Genomic DNA, 19,864 nt, shown 5'->3' on the forward strand with positions numbered 1-19,864 from the left:
TGGTGGTCGCCTGCGAAGGAGAGCCGAGATGCCAGCTTATGTACAGCATCATCAGGATATCGAAATCGCGCCTGTGATTTGCCCGGCATGCATGGGGTTCCTGCCGATGTATGTGCGCGAGGTCGAGCCGCACTGGAGCCTTGCCAAGATCGACTTCATCTATGAATGCGCCGATTGCGGCGGCGAGGTCAGGCAGACCATCCGCAAGCCAGAGCTGCTGCGGCACTGATTGCGCCATCGGCTGCGCTTCAAGTATTTGCGCTGAACGGAAAAAGCAGGTCAGCGCGGATCAGGCCGTCCCAAACGAGGCTTGTTCTTTGCCGGGAACGCAGGCAGAACAAGCCTCAAGCAAGACCTTTGGGAGCGCCTTTTCGTGGCTGATCAGAAGGCCTCGACCTCGATCGAGGCAGTGGAAAGCGGCCTCGCCGCGCAGGGCTACATCGCGAGCCGGCAGATCGCGACCGCAGTCTATCTGTCGCAACAAATCGAGAAGCCGATCCTGGTCGAGGGTCCCGCGGGCGTCGGCAAGACCGAGCTTGCCAAAGCGATCGCCGCCTGGCGCGGCAAGAAGATGATCCGCCTGCAATGCTACGAAGGCCTCGACGAAGCCAAGGCGCTCTATGAATGGAAATACGCCAAGCAGCTTCTCTACACCCAGATCCTCAAGGATAAGCTCGGCGAAGTGCTCGGCGGCGCGCAGACGCTGCATGCCGCACTTGAGCAGCTGCATGATTTCGGCGACGTGTTCTTCTCCAAGGAGTTTGTCGAGCCCCGCCCCCTGCTGCAGGCGCTGGAGCACCCGGGCGGCTGCGTACTGCTGATCGACGAGATCGACAAGTCGGATGCCGAATTTGAATCGCTGCTGCTGGAAATCCTCTCCGACTTCCAGGTCACGATCCCCGAACTCGGCACCGTTTCTGCGATCACGCCGCCGACGGTGATCCTCACCTCCAATAGCGAGCGCGATCTCGGCGATGCCTTGAAGCGGCGCTGCCTGCATCTGCATATCGGCTTCCCCGAGCAGCGGCTGGAAGAGCGCATCGTCGAGAGCCGTGTCCCGGGCATCTCGCAGACGCTGCGCCGGCAGATGGTCGGCTTCATCCACGAAATTCGCTCGCTCGACCTGAAGAAACTGCCCTCAGTCAGTGAGACCATTGACTGGGCGCGGGTGCTGGTGCTGCTCCAGGCCAGCGAACTCGACACCGAACTCGTCAAGGACACGCTGAACGTGCTCCTGAAATACGAAGCGGACATCGAAGCTGCGTCGCCGCAGATCACAACGTTCATTGCCAAGGCGACCCGGTCCAACGTCTTCGGCTGACCCCGATGCGCCAGAACCTCCATCGTTTCTTTCGAGCTGCGCGGGGCGCCGGCGTCCATGTCTCGCCCGCCGAAAGCATCGATGCGATGCGCGCGGTGGCGCAGGTCGGCGTCAACGACCGCGCCATCCTGCGTGACGCGCTGCTCCTGACGCTCGCCAAGTCGCAGGACGAGAAGCTCGCGCTTGGCGACTGCTTTGACCTGTTCTTCAGCCAGCCCGAACCGCGGCAAGACCAGCCTGAAGCCAACAACAACGACGAGGCCTCGCGGGACCAGGATCAGCCTCCCTCTTCCGGCTCGGACAGCGAAACGGGCGGAGGTCAGCCTCAGGAAGGATTGGGCCCGCTCGCACAGATGCTGCTGTCTCAGGATCGCAACGCGATCCAGGCGGCGATCGCCGGCGCCTCCGGCGCGGCTTCCCTCTCCGACATCCGCTACTCGACCCAGCGCGGCATCTTCTCAAGCCGCATCCTCGACGCCATGGGCCTTCAGCGCCTGCGTGACGATCTCGACGAGTTGACGGCGACCAATCCCGCGCTGGCCGAGCGCCTTCGCAGTGCGCTCGATGCCTTGCGTGAAGCGGTACGCGACACGGTTTCCCAGGGGCTTGCGCTCTATGCCCGCGAAGAGGCCGAAAACCTCCGCAACGAAATCCTGCGCAATGCGCCCCTTGCCCGCATCGAGCGGCGCCAGGTCGCAGAGATGCGGGCGCTGATCCGCCAAATCGCGCGAAGGCTTCGTGAGCGCTATTCGAAGCCGCGCAAGCGCCAGCGCCGCGGTCATCTCGACGTCCGCCGCACGCTCCGCCGTAACGCCGCCTGGGGCGGCGTGCCCTTCCTCACCGCATGGAAGCGCAAGCACCGCGACCGGCCGAAGATCGTCGCGCTGTGCGACGTCTCAGGCTCGGTGGCGCAGGTCTCCGACTTTTTCATGCTCCTGATCCACTCGCTGCATGAAGTCGTGGACGACGTCCGCTCCTTCGCATTCTCGTCACATCTGATCGAGGTCAGCGAGATCCTGGAGAAGAAATCGCCGGAAGAGGCGATGGCCGAGATCATGTCCAAGGTCGGCTTCGGCTCGTCCGATTACGGCTCTTCCCTGGTCGATTTCGAAAAAGACTTCATGAGCACGCTGACGCCACAGACCACGGTGATCGTGCTCGGCGATGCCCGCAGCAACAATCTGGATCCGCGCGCCGACATCCTGCGCCGTATCTCCGAACGCTCGAAGCGGCTGGTCTGGCTTAATCCCGAAGGACGGCTTGCCTGGGGTTTTGGCGATTCCGAGATGCCGCGTTACGCGACATTTTGCAGCGTGGTGCGACAGTGCGCCACCGCGCAACAGCTCGAGCGCGCAGTCTCCGATATCGTTGCGACGTATCAGTAGGCCAGGTCTCAACAGGCTTGGTCGCAGCCGCTAGTTTCGCGCAAGCTCCGCGTGATCGACATTGCACTCGCGAAAGTGATAGGCGATTTCGTCGAGCGCGCGCTGTTCCCATTCCTGGGCTTGCGCGAGCCAGAAAATACGGCGCTCAAGATCGAGCGCGGCGCGCTCCCGGCACAGAGATTCCTGACTGCGAATTTCGACCAGCCTGTTCATGCACTCACACTCCTGTGGTGTGAAGCCATTCCCCGCGAATCAGCGTAGCAGACTTCTGAACATCGCGTCTCACCGCTTGTGTGCATATCGCGTCGCGAAATGAGACAGCAGCGCTTCCCGTGCACTGCGGCCATCGCGGCGCAACATCAAATACGAATCATCAATTAGTGATCAGCGATCGGGACGATATCCGCCTCCGAACGATCTTAACTATTGTGGCGCAACAGACTGCGGCAATTCGTGAAGAAAAGTTCTAAACAACTCACCGAATTCCCGACTCATTGTCGTCGCATGGTCTTCATGCAGCGCCGCTAACAGGGGCGCACGAACGTGACTATCGCTTGAGGCAACATGAGCAACGATTTCGACTTTGATCTTTCACCGGACCAGTGGGAAGCGCTGCGCGCGCTTCGCAACCCGGTGTCGAGCGGTCGCCTCTCGAAGGCCTACCTCCTCGAGAGTCTCGTCAAGCTCGGCCTCGTCGTTGTGAACGACGGTACACCTGCGATGACGCCGACCGGACGCAAGGTTTTGGTGCGGGGATCATGCCGCTTGCTGGACCTGGTCGCGTAGCGCGCGCATCAAAAAATCTGGGCTGTCACGACCGCGTAAGCGATGAACACGGCGCCGAGCCCCCACACCATCGCTGGAACCTGTGATCGCCGGCCGACCGTCACTTCCAACGCGATGTAGCTGAGAGTTCCCAGGGCCATTCCGTTGATGAGGTTGTTGGTCAGCACGGTGACCAGCAGCGTCAGAACGATCGGGATCGCATTGCCGAGATCGGTCATGTCGATGCGGGCAAGACCCTGCATCATCAGCACGCCAACGAGCATCAGGGCAGGTGCGGTCGCTTGCGATGGGATGATCACGAAGATCGGCCAGAAGAACAGCGCAAGGAAGAACAACCCGGCAACGGTCAGCGACGTCAGGCCGGTGCGGCCGCCCGCCTGCACGCCGGTGATCGACTCGATATAGGCCGTCACCACCGAGGTGCCGAGCAGCGGGCCGACGATGGACGCCGTCGCATCGGTCGCAAACGCGGCGGTGGCATTCGGGATCGAGCCGTCGGGCTTGCGGAGATTGGCAGCACCCGTCACGCCGATCAGTGTGCCCAGCGTGGAAAAGAATTCGGCGCACAGGAAATAGAATAGCAGCGGCAGCGCCACGACGAAATGGCTGAAGAGATAGCCGACGTCGAGCGCCATGAAGGTACTGGTCGGCCAGCGCGGCCACGACAGGATCGCCGATGGCATGGACGTCACCATCTTGCCGTTGGCACCGGGAACGAAGAAGCCGATCACGGTCAGCAACACGATCGACAGGATCAGCGCCGCAGGCACCCGGCGCACCACCAGCACCGGCGTGAGCAGGAGGCCGAACAGGGTCAGCAGCACTGGCGGACTGCGCAGGGATCCCATGGCGATGTAGGTCGACGGATTCTGGACGACGAATCCGGCGCCGCGCAGCGCGATGAAAACGATGAGGGTCCCGACCGCCGCCTGGATGCCGATCTTCAGCGCTTCCGGCACGTCCTTGGCGACCTTCTCGCGCAGCTTCGACAGGCTGAGAATCAGGAACAGGACGCCAGTGAAGGCGACCATGGCGAGCGCGCCTTGCCAGGGCATGCCCATCTGCTTGACGATGACATAGGTGAAGATGACATTCGAACCCATCGCGGGCGCCACCGCGAGCGGCAGATTGGCCCACAACCCCATCATCACCGAGCCGAAGATCGCGGCCAGCGCCGTGGCACTGACGAGATCGGCGCGATCCATTCCGGCATTGGACATGATCGCCGGGTTCACCGCGATGATATAGGCCATCGCCGCGAAGGTGGTTGCTCCGGCCATCATCTCGCGTCCGACGCTCGTGCCACGCTCGGTGAGGCGAAAGGCCCGATCGAGCAGTCCAGTAGCTGCCGGCTCTGCGGAAGCGGCCTGCGGATTCGTCATCTCGTTCATCACAGTCTTCCCTCTACCAGACCACCCGGTGCGCTTCGCCCGTCTGCACGTTGATGAAACCGAGCGGCGCCTGCTCGCACGGCGCCACCAGCACCCAGCTCCAGGGTGCACAGGTCAGCGTTGCAAACATCAGCCGTTCCGGGAATCCCGGATACCAGCGCGGTCGGAACGTCGGCTCGTACATCCAGTCGACCTTGCGGCCTTCGGCGTAAAGCGCCTGCATCTCGGCATCGAGCGCTTGCGCAGAACGGCAGCTCATCAGCCCGCCAACCTCGAAGCGCACGGTGGCGACGAGCTCGCCCTCGCGCACCAGCGCCCATCCGCCCTGTCGTTCGATCAGCGCGTTGACCGCTTTGGCCATCGCCGCATCGGACGAGCCGACCACCCAGATATTGTGCTTGTCGTGCGCCACCGAGCAGGCGAGCGCCGTCTCCGGCGTGCGCGGTCCGCAGCCGCGCCAAAACATCTTTGCGACACGCCCCTCGCCGGAGAAACGATCGACGATGGCAAATTTGGTAATGGCCTCGCTCTCGTCGCGCTGCACGGCACCGTCACACACGGGCAGCTCGAGGGTGTAGAACTCGGGATGCCAATGGAAGGGACGGATCACCGCCGCTTTCATCGTGGTCCGGCCAGGCTCGGCCCGCAGCTCGAAATCCTCAGGCTTGATCGTGCGCTTGATGTTGACCGTCTTGGTCGCCCATTCCGGCCATTCGATCTTCGGCACATCGCCGAGATAGCGCTTGCCCTCGGAGACCTGCGCACCATCCGCCCACACCTCTGAGATCGTAAGTTTGGCAACATCGGACAACAGCACCACGTCGCCGAAGCGCCCCGGCGCCAGGCTGCCGACGAACGGCGTGAGGCGCATGTGCCGCGCCGGATTGATGGTGAGACACTGGATCGCAACCTCTGGCGCCAGACCGGCTTCAATCGCGACCCGCGCATTGTGATCGCTGGCACCGAGCTCGAGCGTATGGCTGGCGCTGCGATCATCCGTGGTGAACGCGATCTGCGACCAGTCCTGCAAGCCTTTTGCGAGCAGCCATTTCACGATCTCGTCCATGGCGTAGACGCGCAGCTCGACGAACAGGCCGCGGGTGAGCTTGTCCCAGGTCTCCTCCGGAGTCTGCACTTCATGGTCAGAGGCGAGCCCCGCCGCGGCAAAGGCGTTGATGGAGGGCAGATCCCGCAAGCCCGAAGCATGGCCTTCGACGACGCCGCGCGCTGCGAACGTCGCCTCGATCATGCCCCACAGCCGCTTGTAGGAGGGATTATCGGGATTCCATACCGCCGGCCAGTCCATGACTTCGTCGAGCCCGGTGACCATCAGGCTTTCGTTCATGAAGCGCGCCTGCTCGTCGTGGCCATACCAGCCGCCACCCCATTCGTAGGCCGTCGGCGGCACCGCCGAGCCCGGCTGCGGGAAGATCTTCAGCGGCGAGCCGCGGCGACGCGCTTCGAACCAGAACTCGAGATTGCGAGCGCCATTGACGTTGGAGAATTCGTGGCTTGCCTCGCAGGTCCAGGTATTGCCATGCGGCAGCACCAGCGCCGCCTCCCATTCCGGCGTCAGATGCGAGCTCTCGATATGCTTGTGCACCTCGCCAAAGCCGGGCACGGCCGCAAGATCCGGCCGATGCACACGCTCGCGGACCTCGCCGGGGTAGCTTCCGGCCGGCCCCACCCAGGCGATACGTCGGCCCTTGAAGACGATCTCTTGATCCTCGCTCCAGGTGCGGCTGTGCACATCGAGCAATTTTCCGACCCGCAAGGCGCGATCGGCCGGGCGGCGACCGAGCGCCGTCAGCACCAGATCCTGACGAATGCGAACTTCGTCGGGCGCATTGATCATGAGGTCGTCGGGTATCGCGTTCATGGCCTGCCTCACTCTGCCGTTACTTTCGCTGCCGCGGTTCGTTTCCGTGCCGATTTACCGGGCTTAGCGCCGCGCGACGCCGCGGCATCGCGCTGCCGTACATCCTTCAGGAGAGTCGTCAGCGCCCATTCGATGGCGTCGGCGATCTCGCCGCTGGTCATGCCGAAATCCTCGCGCATCGCATTCCAGGCCAGCACGTTGTTGAGGTACGACGCCAGCGCCTCCGCCTGGCGGACCTCTTTCGCGGGAAGATGTCGCGCGAGCGGCGCCATCGCCTTGCGATGCTGGTCGATCAGATGCCGCCTGAAGCCGGCGCGCACCTGGCGGCCGGCCCTCGTCATGGCAATGGCGCGCGCCAGATGAGGATGGCGGTCGAACCGCTTGCAAAGCTTGCGGAAGATCTCGGGCAGTTCGTCGGGCGAGCTGAAGGGAATGTAGCTGAAGACGTTGTTCTCGATCCATTCGCCGGCCGCCGCGAACAGCTCCGCGCGGGTCTTGAAGTGACGATAGATGGTTCGCTCGGCGACTTTGGCGCGTTTGGCAACCGCAGCCATGGAAATGTCGTCGGCCGCTTCATCCTCCAGAGTCTCGACAAACGCCGCAACGATGCGCTGCCGTGTCATCTCGGCATATTCGTCGCGAAGGCTTGCACCATGTCGCTCTGCTGTACTCATGTCATAAGTCTGACACCAGCCGATTTGGAGGGTCAAGCCGAGACTTGAGGCACGCGCCGCTGCAACAATGGGCGTCGGGGCGTTTCGGGATGCTCCGGCCGCACGAACAAGACCGAGAGGACGAGTTTCGCCTGCCAGCCTGAAAAATGGACTTTTGCGCGCCGCCAAAATCGGATTTGCTCTGCCGCGACCTCGCGCGCAACGGCGCCGCGCGACCGGCAACGGAGCTGATCATGAACGGGCTTGGCGGACTGAACAAATCTCCCAATGGGGTGGTCATCGGGCTCGTGCAGTTGCAGCTGCCGAACGTCGTGACCCGCGCCGATCTCGCCAAGCAGACCGAGCGCATCGTCTGGATGGTCGGCAAGGCGCGCCGCAATCTCGCGACCATGGACCTGGTGGTCCTCCCCGAATATTCGCTGCATGGCCTCTCGATGGATACCAATCCCGAGATCATGTGCCGGCTCGACGGGCCCGAGGTCGCAGCTTTCAAGCAGGCCTGTATCAACAACAAAATCTGGGGCTGCTTCTCCATCATGGAGTTCAACCCGCACGGCAATCCCTACAATTCAGGCCTGATCATCGACGACCACGGCGAGATCAAACTCTATTACCGCAAGCTTCATCCCTGGATTCCGGTCGAGCCGTGGGAGCCGGGCGATATCGGCATTCCCGTGATCGAGGGCCCGAACGGCGCCAAGATCGCGCTCATCATCTGCCATGACGGCATGTTCCCGGAGATGGCGCGGGAATGCGCCTACAAGGGCGCGGAGATCATGATCCGCACCGCCGGCTACACCGCGCCGATCCGTGATTCCTGGCGCTTCACCAACCAGGCCAATTCGTTCCAGAACCTGATGGTTACGGCAAACGTCTGCATGTGCGGCTCGGACGGCTCGTTCGATTCCATGGGCGAAGGCATGATCGTCAATTTCGACGGCCGCGTGCTGGCACACGGTACCACCGGCCGCGCCGACGAGATCATCACCGCCGAGGTCCGGCCCGATCTCGTGCGCGAGGCCCGCATCAATTGGGGCGTCGAGAACAACATCTATCAGCTCTGGCACCGCGGCTATGTCGCGGTCAAAGGCGGCGCGATGGATTGTCCCTACACCTTCATGCAGGACATGGTCGCGGGCACGTACCGGCTGCCCTGGGAGGATCAGGTCAAGGTCACCGACGGCACCTCCTGCGGCTTCCCAGCACCGACACGGATGTTCGGCAGGACTGCAAAGGCGGCGGAATAGGCCGTTTTCGGGCCAAAGCCGCGACATTCTGGCACGGTTGTTGCTCCATTTCGGCGTCCAAGTCGCGTCAAATCGGGGGAATCCACCATGTCGACCATCACCGCGGCACCGACCGCCGAGCCCAAGCCGCTCTATACGTCCCTGTTCGTCCAGGTCCTGGCCGCACTGGTCCTGGGCATTGTCCTCGGCGTGGCCGCCCCGGACTTTGCGATCGGTCTGAAGATCCTTAGCGACGCCTTCCTGAAGCTGATCTCGATGATCGTGGCACCGATCGTATTCTGCGTCGTGGTGCACGGCATTGCCGGCGCCGGCGACCTCAAGAAGGTTGGCCGGGTCGGCGTCAAGGCGCTGCTGTATTTCGAGGTCATGACAACGGTCGCGCTCGTGGTCGGCCTGCTGCTCGCCTACCTCTTCGGTCCCGGCCACGGCATGAACATCGATCCCTCGACGCTCGATGCCAAGGCGCTCAACACCTACGCCGACAACGCCCACAAACTGGCCGGCGGTGGCATCGGCTCCTTCCTGATGAACGTGATCCCGACCACCTCGTTTGACGCACTGTCGCGCAACGACGTGCTCCAGGTTCTGTTCTTCGCCGTTCTGTTCGGCGTCGGTCTAGCCCTGGTCGGCGGCGAGAAAGGCGCGCTCGTCACCTCGATGATCGACGCGGCCTCGACGGTGCTGTTCCGCGTCATGGGGCTCATCGTTCGCGTGGCCCCACTGGGCGTGCTCGGCGCGGTCGCCTATACGGTCGGCAAGTATGGCGTCGGCTCGCTGAAGCAGCTCGTCTCGCTGGTGATGCTGTTCTACATCTCTGTCGGGATCTTCGTGCTCGGCGTGCTCGGCAGCGTGATGGCGCTCGCCGGCATCAACATCCTCAAATTCCTGTCCTACCTGCGCGAAGAGCTGATGATCGTGCTTGCAACCGCCTCGTCCGATGCGGTGCTGCCGCAGATCATGAAGAAGCTGGAGCGTATGGGCGTGAAGGATTCCGTCGTCGGCCTCGTCATCCCGACCGGCTACTCCTTCAATCTCGACGCCTTCTCGATCTATCTCACGCTGGCCGTCGTCTTCATCGCACAGGCCACCAACACGCCACTGTCCTTCGGCGATCTCCTGCTGGTACTGGGCGTCTCCCTGATCACGTCGAAGGGCGCGCATGGCGTGCCGGGCTCGGCGATCGTGATCCTGGCGGCGACGCTGAACGCAGTGCCGAGCATTCCAGCGATCGGCCTCGTGCTGGTGCTGTCGGTCGACTGGTTCATCGGCATGGCCCGCGCAGTCGGCAACCTCATCGGCAATTGCGTCGCGACCGTGGTCGTCGCCGCCTGGGAGGGCGACCTCGACCGCGCCAAGGCGGCCAAAGTGCTCGAGGGCGGCGAGCTGGTGGACGTGACGGCGGGCTGAGACCGGCTCGTCCGGGGCTAGCGCAGGTGTCCGCTTTCGTAATGCTTCAACTCGGCCGCCGTGAGCGGTGGCCGGGCGACGTTTGCAGGCGTGACCACGGCGACGACGGCAGCGCTTGGACTCTGCGCCGCCAGCACCAGGATGTCGAGGCCGTCGGCGCTGACCTGCATCGCATAATCATGGCCGTTGAGGAGCCGGGCGACCACACGCCGCAGCGGTCCGTCGAAGACCCCCGTCATCCGGGCTTCGAGGGCATCGACCGTACGATAACGCAGATTGAACCGCTCTTGCAGCGCGGCCAGCACGTCATGGAGAGAGGCGTCGTGCACCTCGAGATGGACCGCGTCCACCTTGCCTGCCACCCTCACCTCGGCCGACGCAGTTCGACCGAGGGCCAGAACGATGGCAGATGCGATCACGGGGAGCAAAAGTGGCCGTAGCGTCGTCATACCAGCTCCGCCTCTGGAATCTCGCGCGCCAAACGTTCGCGGAGAGGCTCTAACCGCTCGGCATGGTGACGCCATTTCCCGACCGAGGATGCGTAAATCGGACGGCGCACCTGAACGGCGCTCGCAGTCGCCGATGGCGCCGGGCTTTCGTGAAAGCGCATGACGCTATCCTCCCAGGGAAGCCCCAGAAACCGGATGATGTCCCGGCTCGCCGCGGCCTGGTCCCGAACGACGTCCTCGTAGTTGATTTCCATGAGCACCTCCGGCGGCAGCACGCTGCGCCAGCGCTGCGTGAGCCGGCGATAGGCAAGATAGTAGTCCGCAAGCTGGGTTTGGTCATATGAGAACGCGAACTTGTTGCGGAAGTGCGCCTTGTAGATCGCCCAGCACGCGTCCATCGGATGGCGTTGAACGAGGATGATCTTCGCCGAAGGCAGCGCTGCATGAATGAGGCCGCAATAAAGGTAGTTCTCCAATGTCTTGTCGACGAAGCGGACATTATCCGGCACACGGAGCGCGGCGGCCTGATCCAGGTAGCGCTTTCCGATCCCCTCGAGGTCGCGGCTCCCCGGACGTTCTGCCATGGTGCGGCGCATTTCAGCCGCGAATGCGCTGGTCTCTCCCACGGAATGCATCGCGGAATGGCTCGCGATAATCCGCTCCACCAGCGTCGTACCTGTCCGGGGCAGTCCGGTGACGAAAACAGGCGCGGCATCGACATAGCCGCGTGGCGCAGCATCGATCCAGCGTCGCGTATGCGCCTGGATGACCGCATCGACCTCGCCGATCTCGGCGACGGGATCGCGCGGCAGCGAGCGGCGCTGCAAGTTACAACCGGCCTCGACATGTGCGAAAGCGCGATTCCAGAGTTCGAGATCCTCACACTCCTTGCCTAGCGCGAAGCGCAGCAGGATTTCGCTCGGCGCCGACAGGCGCCCTTCGGTGATCACGGCCTCCATCTCATCGACATGGTTGCGTTCGCTGCTCTGGATCCGCAGGTCCGAGCGCAGGTAGTAGGCCAATCCGTAGCGGCGGTCGCACGCAATCGCCGCATCGCAATGCGCTTCAGCATCGGCAAGCGCGCCGATCATTCGCTCGGCGGCGGCAAGATTGAACAGATACTGCGGAACACCGGGCTTGAGGACGACAGCACGGCGGAAGAGCTCCCTCGCCTGCTGTTGAAGCCCGAGCAGACCAAACATGGCACCAACTGCGTCGAGCGCATCCGGCTCCTCGCCGGCATGCCTGGCCGCAACTTCGGTCGCCGCACTGGCCTCACGCGCCTCCCCATTCACGAAGAGGCATTTCGCACGCAACACCAGCGCGATCGGGTTGGTCGGAGCGAGCGCGACGGCGCGTTCCGCGCTTGCCGTTGCCGCATCGAGGCGATCACGCAGCAGCGCGGTTTCCGTCAGAAGTGCCCAGGCACGCCAATTCGACGAATTGCCGGCGAGCACCGCTGCGCAGATCGTTTCGGTGGAGCTCAGATCGCCGCTGGCAAAGGCGCGGCGCGCCGCCTCGATCGAAGCAGCGCTGGCGGCATGTTGTCCTGTGGCTTCCACGGGTATGGCTCCCTGCTTGCGATAGAGACGAGATCGACCCGGCGGCTGAGTAGCCGCCGGGTCCCGCCGATGAAAGCTATCGGCTTCAATCAGTCCCGGTCGTTGTCGTGATCGTCGTCGTGACGGTCGGCAAAGTTGAAGTTGCCGAAGAGATCGCCGATCGCGGGCCGGTTGACGGGAACGTAGGGATTGTCGTCATGCGCAATCGGGTTCGGCAAGGCGTCGCGGGTCTTGGGTCCGAGCGGCTTGAGGTGCCAGTTGCGCTCGATGAACTTGGTGATCGAGACGTGATCGCCATATTCGTGCGAGATGTGACCGCCGCGCGAATATTTCGAGACGACGAGAAGCGGGATACGCGTGCCGTCGCCAAAGAAGTCCACCGGCTGGATATAGCCGGAGTCGTAGTAGCCACCGCCCTCATCCATGGTGATGACGATCGCGGTCGACTTCCACAGCTCCTTGTTGGACTTCACCTGATCGACGATCCTCTTGGTGAACGCCTCGAAGAGATCGACACGGGACGAGGAAGGATGTCCGTCGTTGAAGGTGCTCGGCTTGACGAACGACACGGCAGGGAGATTGCCGTTGGCGATGGCGTCATAGAAATCGAGCGTATCCTTCATGTGCGCGTCGCGTTGCGCCTTGTTGGTCATCACGGAAGCGGAGAACAGGAAGGGGTTGCAGATGTTGCAATAGAGATAGGCAACCGGGTCGAGCGCGCCGAAATTGGTGCCTTCACCGGGGGCCGTCTTGAAGTCATTCCAGCGCTCGCCGAAATAGGCCCAGGAGACATCGGCCTGGGTCAGCGCATCGCCGATATGCCGCTGCTTGATGACCGGCGGCAGGGTAAACGGGCCGTTGTTGATCGGATCGGTGGCGCCGCTACCGATAAAGGCCGGAACGTAGTTGTTCAGCAGATAGTACGCGTTCGGCGCACAACGCGGCGAGACGTTGATGGAGTTGAGATAGGTGACGACAGGGCCGACGCCCGGCTGATTGGGATCGGAGCAGTTCGAATAGCTGCCGCCGCCATAACCGTCGTTGAGATACCAGTTGTTCGTACCTGGCGCCGGGTTCGGATTTTCGATCTCGTCGACATATTGCGGCGGGTTCGAACCCGGCACGAGCACGTGGTCGGGCTTCGCGGGATCGCCCTTGTCATCCGCATAATAAAGCGCGTCGGCGTAGCCGATCATCATGTGATTGGCGAAAGTGCCGCCCATCACGCTCTGGTGGAAGTTGTCGTTGAGCGTGTACTTGCGCGCAAGCTCGGTCAGGTAAGGCGCATCGCCCTTGGCGACGTTATAGAAGCCGAGCGCGATGGCGCCTTCCTTCAGCGCGTGCGGGGTCGGATTGCCATTGCTGCCCGACGAGACGCTCTGCTCGACAAAGGTGAAGAGATCGGCCTGGCAGCCGCTCGGATTGTGATGCGTCGCCTTGCCAACGTCGCAATCGAGTTGCTGCCACATCTGGTAGAAACGGTGCACCGGGCTGCCGCCATAGGTCTTGTAGAGGCTGGACGGGGCTTCACCACCCTGCGCCAGGGTCACGAGCGGATAGGGACCGTTCGGCAGATTGTCCGAATCCAGGATGCGCGTGTCGGGCGAATTGCCCGGCAGGCCGGTCGCACCGGTCGTCAGCAGCGGCAGATCGTGCTGGCTCAGACCATAATCTCCCTGCTGCGCGAGTTGCAGCGTGGCGAGACAGCCCGGACCATTGAGCGCAGCCTGATCGACGGAGGTGTAGCAGGTTTGCGGCGCATAGGAGGTGCCAGGCGTCTGCACCTTGTTGGTCGTGTGATTGTAAGGCGTCTTCGGGCTTGGATTGATCGAGTAAACATTGTTGACGACGGTGGAGAACTGCGCGGCCCTGGCGTAGTTCGGACCAGGCAGGCCATCTCTGGTGATGATGCCCTTTGAGAGCAGATTGTCGACACGCTCGTCCGGATGACGCGGTTCATAGGTCGCGAAGATATGGTCGAAGGTGCGGTTTTCGCCGAGAATGACGATCACATGCTTGATCGGGCTCTCGGTGCGGTCGCCGTTCTTGTTGCTGCCGCCCAGCATGTCCGTTGCATAAACGTCATGTCCCATCAGCGACAGAATTGCGGCTGTCACCACGGTCCGGTCACGCAGACGTCGTGTCGTTCTTGAAAGCATTGCACACCCCTTCGTTCGTTTCCTGATTGCAGAGAAATTGTTTCAACGCATGTCAGGTTAGGAGGCGCGCTTGTCAGACGTGCTGCTAGGCCGTGTCACTTCAGTTACGAGATTGTGACGACGAGCGGAGACCAATTGTCGCAACCAGCGGCCGCTTCTGGATTGCCATCAATGGCTTGCTGCGGATAAGGACCGAAGTTCCAACGCGGTCGGCCGCGGGAAGATCGCGGCTCAGTCGTTCCAATGAAGCATGGGCGTTCCATATGCCCTGTTCCAAACGGAGAGGAAGCGCGGGAACCAGGAGTGCGCCACCGCGCCCTTATAGGCCCAGGTGCGATACTTCAACCCTTGCTCCGAAATCAGCTCCTGATAACCGCCGTGGACTTCAGTCGCGGTGCGGATGTCTTTCAATATCCCTTGCGCGCAGGCGCGGTAGGTATTGCTCGCCGAGGCCTCGTCAAAGTCCAGCATGCGATCCGCGAACTCGACGTTGAATGTCGGCCATGATGAGCGCCCCTGATAGGCCGGCGCCGCAATCTTGTGGATCATCTTGTTCCGCGGATTATCTGCCGACACCAGGAAGTGAAACGTGCTGGGGATGCGGAAGCGGGGCTCGGCGAGGATCAGATCCGTTGTGGCCGCGAACAGCGCGCGCTCACTTGCGTCGTTCATGTCCCAGAAGCCGCGATGCACGCTGACGAAATCCAGCGCGACCAACGACACCGGCGTGCCCGCCGGGCCATCCAGCGAATGCCTGATATAGCCGTCCTTGCCGAACAGGCGGAGCAGGCCCTTCTTATAATCCGCAAGGTCGCGCCCGAGCGGCCGCTTCAGCTCGACCTCGTCGACGACGCCGAGCTGCACGCCCCACATGAACGTCGTGTAGACGCAGGCATTGGTGACGAAACGCCGGCGCTCGGCGCGGGTGTCGGTTGCCGCAGAGCGGGGCCCGCTGGCGTCGCAGAGCAATGATCCGACACCATCAGCGTCGAACGGCTCGAGCTCGCCTGCGAGCTTCAGAATCGCGCGCTTCAGATCGGAACCATATTCGGCCAGCAACAGGCGTCCGGCATGCGCACATTGCGACATCGCAAGATAAGACGACGCCCGCTCCTCGGCCGAGAGCATCTGCTGGAGGCCAGCCAAAATCCCGAGCAACGTATCCGAGGGGCGCGAGAAGTAATTCACGCCGAGATATCGGCCGCGTCCTGCCGGAACGATGGTCGTCGTGACGACGTCGGCGCGAACCGCCTCCAGCAACAGGCGAACGCTCTTTTCGAGCAGGCGCGCCCGGCGCACCGCGTCCTGCGCGTCCATGATGGTCTCGGGATCGAGGACGTCAGGATAGAACCATGCAAAGTCGCGCGGGTAATAGGCCGAGGCGTGCGGAGCGCCCGTGACGAGGAACGCCTCGGTCACCGAAAAGGCGCTGTCCATCGAGTGTCGATAGAGATCTTCGATGGCCGTCAGCGAGTGATGCGACTTTCTCAGAAACCGGTCACCGAGAAAATTCACCGCCTGAAGGGCGTTGGCGACAAAGGTCGCAGCCGCGCCCTGGTAAAACCGGTTCTCTCGATGGGCTGGAAAGGAAATATCACTGTTCATAGTGCTTAAGTCGGCCAAAGTCTCTGATGGTTCGGTGCTGGCTTATTCTAAATGCGGCTGATTCGCCTCTCTACCCGGGAACTTGCGGGGCTCGCGGCATCGTTAACTCGGCGTGACTACCCCTTGCGCGGCCGGAAGTTCTCAATCACCCGCAGCAAGACCCGCGCACCGGCATCGGCGTCGGCCAGCTCGACATGTTCGTCAGGATGATGGCTGATGCCACCGCGGCAGCGAACGAAGATCATCCCGACATCGGCGACGTCGATCATCGCCATGCCGTCATGCCCTGCCCCACTCGGTAGCTCGAAGGTGGAAAACCCTTCGGCGGCGATCGCCTGCGAGATCTGGTCCTTCAGCCAGGGGGCGCAAGGAACGGTGCGGTTCTCGTGGGTGACGTCGAGCTGGAGCGCCAATTGCCGGCGCTTGGCGATCGCCTCGATCTGGCGGACGACGTCGGCGACCGCGCGCTTGCGATGCATGTCGGTCGGCGCGCGCATGTCGATGGTGAAGGAGACTTCGCCCGGAATGACGTTGGTCGCACCGGGCCTCGCCTGGATGTAACCGACGGTGCCAACCAGGCCGCCCTCGTCGGTACGGCAAAACTGCTCGATGGCGCCGATGCATTCGGCAGCGCCGGTCAGCGCGTCACGGCGCAGCGCCATCGGCACCGTGCCGGCGTGACCAGCCATGCCGGTGAGCCGTGCGGCCAGCCGCGTCGCGCCCGCGATCGCCGTGACGACGCCGACGGGGAGATTCCGGTCTTCCAGCACCGGCCCCTGCTCGATGTGCAATTCGAGATAGGCCAGCACTTCGCGCCGAGAACGCGCCGCCGCGCCGATATGATCGGGGTCGAGGCCAAATTGGACGAGCGCATCGCGCATCGACACTCCGTCGCGGTCGCGCGTGCTCAAAACGCTTTCGTCGAAAGTCCCGGCCACGGCGCGGCTGCCGAGCAGGGTCGAGGCGAAGCGTACGCCTTCTTCGTCGGCAAAGCCCACGACCTCGATCGCAAACGGCAGGCGCTTGCTACGGCGGTTGAGGTCGGCGACGCAAGCGATCGCCGTAATCACGCCCAGCGGCCCGTCCCATTTGCCGGCATCTCGCACCGTATCGTAATGCGAGCCGAGCATCAGGCACGGCGCTCCCGGCCGCTCGCCTTCGTAGCGGCCGCAGACATTGCCAATCGCATCGAGATGCGTGCTCATGCCGGCCTCACGCATCCAGCCGAGGATGAGGTCCGACGCCGCGCACAGCTCCTTCGTGAGATAGATACGGGTGAGCTTGCCGTCTTCTTCCGAGATTGCCGCGAGCTCGTTGATCCGACGCACGATCTCTTCGCCGAGCGATGCATTCTGAACGGCGGTACCAGCACCCATCTCGGCCAAGCTTTCCATCCTGAAGACCGCGCGGGCGGTCGCAACGTCCATCGATACAAGTTCGGTGCCAGCGAATTCAGCCCGGCACCGTCGCGAGTCAGCGCGTGGTTAGCATGAATGTGGGAGGTCGACCGACCGCCAGCGGCCAGCCATGCACACGAGAGAGACGGTTAAGACTGCTTAACTCCATTGCATACAATCTAAAAATACTGCCTATAAATTGATCTGCCGATTTCCTGATCAAGATTCGCGAATTGCTAATATTCTATATTTTTCAATATACTACATCGGAATGCTCACCCCTTAGCCTCTGGCACGAAGCTTGCGACATCCGATCCGGCTCAGCCAGACCGGCGCAGCCGCGAGATTGAGGCGGTCCATCCGCCAAGGGGAGCAAGCAATGGATTTTAGCAGGATTTCACGACGTCATTTGTTGCAGGGCGGTGCCGCCTTCACCCTCGGCGCAGCGGCCGGCGCCCGACCGGCCTTCGCGGCCGACACCACCATCGGCTTTATCTATGTCGGCTCGCGTGACGACTACGGTTACAACCAGGCCCACGCGCAGGGTGCCGCGGCGCTGAAGAAGATCCCCGGCCTGAAGGTGGTCGAAGAGGAGAAGGTGCCGGAGACCGATGCGGTCGAGAAGACGATGGAGTCCATGATCAACCTCGACGGCGCCACCCTGCTCTTCCCGACCTCGTTCGGTTACTACAACCCGCACATGATCAAGATGGCCAACAAGTACCCGAAGCTGCGCTTCGAGCACTGCGGCGGCCTGTGGAGCGACAAGGATCCGAAGAACGCCGGCAGCTATTTCGGCTACATCGACGAAGCCCAGTACATCTCCGGCATTGTCGCCGGCTACACCTCCAAGAGCGGCAAGCTCGGCTTCGTCGCGGCCAAGCCGATCCCGCAGGTGCTGCGCAACATCAACGCTTTCGCGCTCGGCGCCAAGCTTGCCAATCCCAAGGCCACCACGCAGGTGATCTTCACCGGCGACTGGTCGATGCCGGTCAAGGAAGCCGAAGCCACCAACAGCCTGATCGACCAGGGCGTGGACGTGCTGACCTGCCACGTCGACGGTCCCAAGACCATGGTCGAGAACGCGGCGCGCCGCGGCGCCTTCGTCTGCGGCTATCATGTCAACCAGTCGCCGCTCGCGCCGAAGGCTTATCTCACGGGCGCTGAGTGGAACTGGGAAGCGCTGTATCCGAAGTTCGTCAAGATGATCGCCGCCGGCGAGACCATCCCGAACTTCTATCGCGGCGGCCTCAAGGAAGAGATCGTCAAGACCTCACCCTATGGCGAAGCCGTATCCGCCGAGGCGCGCAAGCACGCCGACGACATCAAGGCCAAGTTCCTGTCTGCCGACGGCTACGCCGTGTTCAAGGGCGGACTGGTCGACAACAAGGGCAAGACGGTCATCCCGGCTGGCACCGATCGCGGCCAGAAGGATCCTGAACTGGAAAAGATGGACTATCTCGTCGAGGGCGTGATCGGAGCGACTTCGTGACATCGGAAGCAGCGGATTCTGCCGAGGCGGTCGGAGCAGTTGCCCCGGCCGCCGACCCGGGCTTTCTCCAACGCTACGGCGGCACGATCGAGTATGTCCTGATCCCGGGCGCGGCGCTTGCCGGCGCGCTCGTGGTCTTCGGCATCTTCGTCATGCTGTTCGGCAAGAACCCGCTGGACCTCTATTTCTACATGTACCAGGGCGCCTTCGGCACCTGGTTCTCCTGGCAGAACACGCTGACCCGTGCTGCCCCCCTGATCCTCACGGCACTCTGCACCGCGCTGCCCGCACAGCTCGGCATGGTGATCATCGGCGGCGAAGGCGCGTTGCTGATCGGCGCGCTGTCGGCGACCAGCGCCGCACTCTTGATTCAGGGCATGCCGCCGCTCGTCGTGCAGGTCGCCATGGTCGTCGCCGGCGTCGTAGGTGGCGGACTATGGATCATGCTCGCCGGCGCATTGCGGCAATATCGCGGCGTCAACGAGACGATCTCGAGCCTGCTGCTCGTCTACATCGCACTCGCGATCCTCAATCACCTCGTCGAAGGCATGATGCGGGACCCCGCCAGCCTCAACAAGCCGTCGACGCGCGAGATCGGCGCGGCCAACATGATCGGCACGATCCCCGGCACCGACGTCCATTGGGGCCTCGTGTTCGGCCTGATCGCCGCTGTCGCCGCCTATATCCTGATCTATCACACCGTGTTCGGCTTCGCCGCGCGCGTTGCCGGCGGCAACATCCGAGCTGCCAAGATCGTCGGCCTTGGCGTGAGCAAGCTGATCCTGACCATCTGCTTCCTCGCCGGCGGCGCCGCCGGTCTTGCCGGCATGGTCGAGGTGGCCGCCGTGCAGGGCCGAACCAACGCCAACCTTGCGGCAGGTTACGGCTTCACCGGCATCCTTGTCGCCTTCCTGGCGCGGCAAAACCCGCTTGCGATCATCCCTGTCGCGATCCTGCTCGGCGGCATCAGCGCCAGCGGCGGCCTGCTGCAGCGCCGCCTGGGACTGCCTGACGCGTCCGTGCTTGTGCTGCAAGGCATCATCTTCGTCTTCGTGCTCGCCAGTGATGCGCTCTACGGCCGCATCGGTTTCCTGAAGGGAAAATCCTGAT

The 19,864-nt window shown here is 62.9% G+C and carries 17 protein-coding genes; 8 read left to right on the plus strand and 9 right to left on the minus strand.

All coding sequences use genetic code 11. The features are described from left to right. The first annotated feature begins 28 nt into the window (after positions 1-28). From M2427_RS32630 to M2427_RS32640, 3 genes are all read left to right on the plus strand, one after another. Positions 29-229, plus strand: coding sequence for a hypothetical protein (locus M2427_RS32630; protein WP_280710918.1), 201 nt, complete (start codon positions 29-31; stop codon positions 227-229). 144 nt (positions 230-373) lie between these two features. Then, positions 374-1,321: a MoxR family ATPase gene (locus M2427_RS32635; protein WP_280710919.1), complete on the plus strand. Its 948-nt coding sequence runs from the start codon at positions 374-376 to the stop codon at positions 1,319-1,321. A gap of 5 nt (positions 1,322-1,326) precedes the next feature. Then, on the plus strand, positions 1,327-2,706 hold the full coding sequence (locus M2427_RS32640) for a VWA domain-containing protein (protein WP_280710920.1): 1,380 nt from the start codon (positions 1,327-1,329) through the stop codon (positions 2,704-2,706). A gap of 30 nt (positions 2,707-2,736) precedes the next feature. On the opposite strand, the gene M2427_RS32645 is transcribed toward M2427_RS32640, so the two are convergent. After that, a complete protein-coding gene (locus M2427_RS32645) occupies positions 2,737-2,919 on the minus strand; it encodes a hypothetical protein (protein ID WP_163311847.1) in 183 nt (60 codons plus the stop codon). A 351-nt stretch (positions 2,920-3,270) separates the two neighbouring features. Here M2427_RS32645 and M2427_RS32650 point away from each other — a divergent pair, with 351 nt between their 5' ends. Further along, positions 3,271-3,492 (plus strand): hypothetical protein, encoded by a 222-nt coding sequence (locus tag M2427_RS32650; protein ID WP_280710921.1) that lies wholly within the window; start codon positions 3,271-3,273, stop codon positions 3,490-3,492. Positions 3,493-3,500: 8 nt separating this feature from the next. Here the strand turns inward: M2427_RS32650 and M2427_RS32655 are convergent, their stop codons facing one another. The 3 genes from M2427_RS32655 to M2427_RS32665 are packed head-to-tail and all read right to left on the minus strand — an operon-like array spanning position 3,501 to position 7,436. Further along, complete coding sequence (locus tag M2427_RS32655) at positions 3,501-4,883, minus strand: NCS2 family permease (RefSeq protein ID WP_280710922.1); 1,383 nt, start codon at positions 4,881-4,883, stop codon at positions 3,501-3,503. A gap of 13 nt (positions 4,884-4,896) precedes the next feature. Beyond that, positions 4,897-6,762, minus strand: coding sequence for an adenine deaminase C-terminal domain-containing protein (locus M2427_RS32660; RefSeq protein ID WP_280710923.1), 1,866 nt, complete (start codon positions 6,760-6,762; stop codon positions 4,897-4,899). A gap of 8 nt (positions 6,763-6,770) precedes the next feature. Continuing rightward, entirely contained in the window at positions 6,771-7,436 is a 666-nt protein-coding gene (locus tag M2427_RS32665; RefSeq protein WP_280710924.1) for a TetR family transcriptional regulator, read from the minus strand. 233 nt (positions 7,437-7,669) lie between these two features. Here M2427_RS32665 and M2427_RS32670 point away from each other — a divergent pair, with 233 nt between their 5' ends. Together M2427_RS32670 and M2427_RS32675 are read left to right on the plus strand one after the other, a co-directional pair. Then, complete coding sequence (locus M2427_RS32670; protein ID WP_280710925.1) at positions 7,670-8,683, plus strand: formamidase; 1,014 nt, start codon at positions 7,670-7,672, stop codon at positions 8,681-8,683. 87 nt (positions 8,684-8,770) lie between these two features. Next, positions 8,771-10,090 carry a dicarboxylate/amino acid:cation symporter gene (locus M2427_RS32675; RefSeq protein WP_280710926.1) on the plus strand — a complete coding sequence of 440 codons (1,320 nt, stop codon included), beginning with the start codon at positions 8,771-8,773 and terminating at the stop codon, positions 10,088-10,090. A gap of 17 nt (positions 10,091-10,107) precedes the next feature. Here the strand turns inward: M2427_RS32675 and M2427_RS32680 are convergent, their stop codons facing one another. The 5 genes from M2427_RS32680 to M2427_RS32700 all read right to left on the minus strand — a co-directional run bounded on the left by M2427_RS32680 (position 10,108) and on the right by M2427_RS32700 (position 17,241). Further along, the gene (locus M2427_RS32680; protein ID WP_280710927.1) at positions 10,108-10,452 is read right to left on the minus strand and encodes a hypothetical protein; all 345 of its coding nucleotides are present in this window, start codon (positions 10,450-10,452) and stop codon (positions 10,108-10,110) included. A gap of 83 nt (positions 10,453-10,535) precedes the next feature. Next, the gene (locus M2427_RS32685) at positions 10,536-12,101 is read right to left on the minus strand and encodes a sulfotransferase (protein WP_280710928.1); all 1,566 of its coding nucleotides are present in this window, start codon (positions 12,099-12,101) and stop codon (positions 10,536-10,538) included. Positions 12,102-12,190: 89 nt separating this feature from the next. Continuing rightward, positions 12,191-14,260, minus strand: a complete 2,070-nt coding sequence (locus M2427_RS32690; RefSeq protein ID WP_280710929.1) for an alkaline phosphatase family protein — start codon at positions 14,258-14,260, stop codon at positions 12,191-12,193. Between the two features lie 231 nt (positions 14,261-14,491). Beyond that, positions 14,492-15,865 carry a hypothetical protein gene (locus M2427_RS32695; protein ID WP_280710930.1) on the minus strand — a complete coding sequence of 458 codons (1,374 nt, stop codon included), beginning with the start codon at positions 15,863-15,865 and terminating at the stop codon, positions 14,492-14,494. A gap of 116 nt (positions 15,866-15,981) precedes the next feature. Next, a complete protein-coding gene (locus M2427_RS32700; protein ID WP_280710995.1) occupies positions 15,982-17,241 on the minus strand; it encodes an allantoate amidohydrolase in 1,260 nt (419 codons plus the stop codon). 400 nt (positions 17,242-17,641) lie between these two features. Between M2427_RS32700 and M2427_RS32705 the strand changes: the two genes are divergently transcribed. After that, on the plus strand, positions 17,642-18,754 hold the full coding sequence (locus tag M2427_RS32705) for a BMP family ABC transporter substrate-binding protein (RefSeq protein WP_280710931.1): 1,113 nt from the start codon (positions 17,642-17,644) through the stop codon (positions 18,752-18,754). After that, positions 18,751-19,863 (plus strand): ABC transporter permease, encoded by a 1,113-nt coding sequence (locus M2427_RS32710; RefSeq protein ID WP_280710932.1) that lies wholly within the window; start codon positions 18,751-18,753, stop codon positions 19,861-19,863. Before M2427_RS32705 ends, M2427_RS32710 begins: the two co-directional genes overlap by 4 nt. Position 19,864 lies beyond the last annotated feature (1 nt).

The organism is Bradyrhizobium sp. BR13661, from assembly GCF_029892425.1.
Classification (GTDB): Bacteria; Pseudomonadota; Alphaproteobacteria; order Rhizobiales; family Xanthobacteraceae; genus Bradyrhizobium.